Genomic DNA, 1,908 nt, shown 5'->3' with positions numbered 1-1,908 from the left:
GTCCGGGCGCACGGCGGGCCCGCCCGCCGCGTCCGGCGTCGACCTCGCCCCCCGCGCACACCGCGCCCTGCGCGCGGCCGGACTGCTGCCGGGGGTGATCTGGTGAAGGTCCCCGCCTCCCTGCTGCGCCACCGCGTGACCATCGAGCCGTACCGGGGCGACTCGGCGTACGGCCCGATCTACGACCCGCCCGTCGCCGGCGTGCGCGCCCTGGTCGCCCACACCGTCAAGCAGGTGCGCCGCGCGAGCGACGGCCGCGAAGTCGTCAGCACGGCGCAGGTGATCACGCTCCCGGGCCTCGACTGCCCGCCCGGATCCCGGGTGACCCTGCCCGACGGCCGCGTGACGACCGCCATTTCGACCGCCGACCACACCGCCCCGGGCCTGCCCGTGCCGGCCTGTACGGAGGTGATGACGGAGTGACCGCCCGCGCCCGCCTCACATGGAACGGCGCCGCCGCCCTGCGCGGCACCCGGGCCGGCGCCGTGCGCGGCCTGCGCCTCGCCGCCGAGCACGTCCTCGAACGCTCCCGCCGCCGCGTCCCCATCGAAGAGGCCACCCTCGAACGGTCCGGCGTCGCGTCGGTCGACGAGGAGGCCCTGACCGCCGGCGTTTCGTACGACACGAAGTACGCCGTACGGCAGCACGAGGACCTCACGTTGCAGCACGACGCCGGCCGTACCGCCAAGTTCCTTGAAGGGCCCTTGACGGAGGAACAGGCCGCCGTCGCGGACATCATCGCCGCGCAGGTACGGCGGTCCCTCCGTGGCTGACCTGCTCGACGGCATCGCCCGCCACCTCGCCGCGGCCGGCCTGCTCACCTACGACCCGACCGGCCGCACGGGCGACACGTTCGTCGAGGCCATGCCCCCGGCACCCGACCGCGCCGTATCCCTCGCCCTGTACGACGCCGGCGCCCCGGACGCCCGGGACGACGTCGAGCAGCGGCGCCTACAGGTGCGCGTACGCGGCACCGCCGACCCCCGCGTATCCCGTGCCCGCGCCGAGGCCCTGTACCGGGCCCTGCACGGCCTTACGGGCGTCGAGTTGCCCGACGGTACGTGGCTCATCCTCGCCGCCGCGCGCGGCACCCCGGCCCCCCTGGGGCCCGATTCCAACGGCCGATGCGAGCACGTCGTAAACCTCGACCTCGACGTCGCCGGCCCCACCACAGACACAGGAGGAAACGCCCATGGCCGGACGGCCGATTGACGCGCGCGGCTGGATATTCGAGGTTCAGGACCTCGACGCCGACACCGAGACGTGGTTGCCCATCAGCGGTATCACCACGTTCACGCACAACCCGGGGGAGAACGAGGAGACCGTCGACACCACGGCGTTTGACTCCGACGGGCAGTACGAACAGGACGTGATGCAGAGGGGCGCGAGCCTCGAAGTCGAGGGGCAGTACCGCATCGACAAGGCCACCAAGGCGCAGGATCCCGGGCAGGCGTACGTCGACCGCGTGTGGGCCGAGCGTCTCGGTATCGACTCCCGTAACCCCGTCCGGTGGCGCCACAACACACAGACCAAGTGGGTTGTCTGGGACGCCACCGTAACCCCGGGCGAGCAGGGCGGAGGCACCAACGACAAGACGTCTTGGAGCGCCACCGTCACCAAGTGCGGCGCCGCGACCACCAAGGACGTGACGCCGTGACCGACCTCGACCTCGACGTCGTCGACCAGGACGACGAGCAGCTCGACCAGACCGCCGGGCACGCGGACTTTGACGCGTTCTTCGCCGAGGAGTCCGCCACCCGGCCGCGCGAGCAGCTCACCCTCTACGGCACGACGTACACCCTCCCCGAGTCCCTGCCGCTCCTGTTCACGCTTCAGATGGAGCGCGTACAGGACTCCAGCGACCCGGGCGACGTCCGCAAGATGCTCGCCACCCTCTACGGGGGCGAC

Annotated in this window: 4 protein-coding genes and 1 pseudogene; all 5 read left to right on the top strand. The window is 72.4% G+C overall.

Translation table 11 applies throughout. The features are described 5' to 3' along the window. The first annotated feature begins 102 nt into the window (after positions 1 to 102). On the top strand, positions 103 to 423 hold the full coding sequence (locus tag IE312_RS12305) for a hypothetical protein (RefSeq protein ID WP_189981095.1): 321 nt from the start codon (positions 103 to 105) through the stop codon (positions 421 to 423). Further along, complete coding sequence (locus IE312_RS12300) at positions 420 to 773, top strand: hypothetical protein (RefSeq protein ID WP_189981094.1); 354 nt, start codon at positions 420 to 422, stop codon at positions 771 to 773. The genes IE312_RS12305 and IE312_RS12300 overlap by 4 nt, the downstream gene beginning before the upstream one ends. After that, positions 766 to 1,212: a minor capsid protein gene (locus tag IE312_RS12295; protein ID WP_189981093.1), complete on the top strand. Its 447-nt coding sequence runs from the start codon at positions 766 to 768 to the stop codon at positions 1,210 to 1,212. The genes IE312_RS12300 and IE312_RS12295 overlap by 8 nt, the downstream gene beginning before the upstream one ends. After that, a complete protein-coding gene (locus IE312_RS12290; RefSeq protein ID WP_189981092.1) occupies positions 1,193 to 1,657 on the top strand; it encodes a phage tail tube protein in 465 nt (154 codons plus the stop codon). The genes IE312_RS12295 and IE312_RS12290 overlap by 20 nt, the downstream gene beginning before the upstream one ends. Beyond that, positions 1,654 to 1,908, top strand: a pseudogene (locus tag IE312_RS39700) (hypothetical protein); the annotation flags it as partial. The gene IE312_RS12290 and the pseudogene IE312_RS39700, both read left to right, overlap by 4 nt.

The organism is Streptomyces capoamus (genome assembly GCF_014654935.1).
GTDB lineage: Bacteria > Actinomycetota > Actinomycetes > Streptomycetales > Streptomycetaceae > Streptomyces > Streptomyces capoamus.
The sequence above is the reverse complement of the archived record's forward strand: the minus strand, read 5'-3'. Positions and strand labels throughout refer to the sequence as shown.

Coding starts and splice junctions, on each gene's coding strand:
- IE312_RS12290 (WP_189981092.1), top strand. CDS start 1,193: ATGGCCGGACGGCCGATTGACGCGCGCGGCTGGATATTCGAGGTTCAG.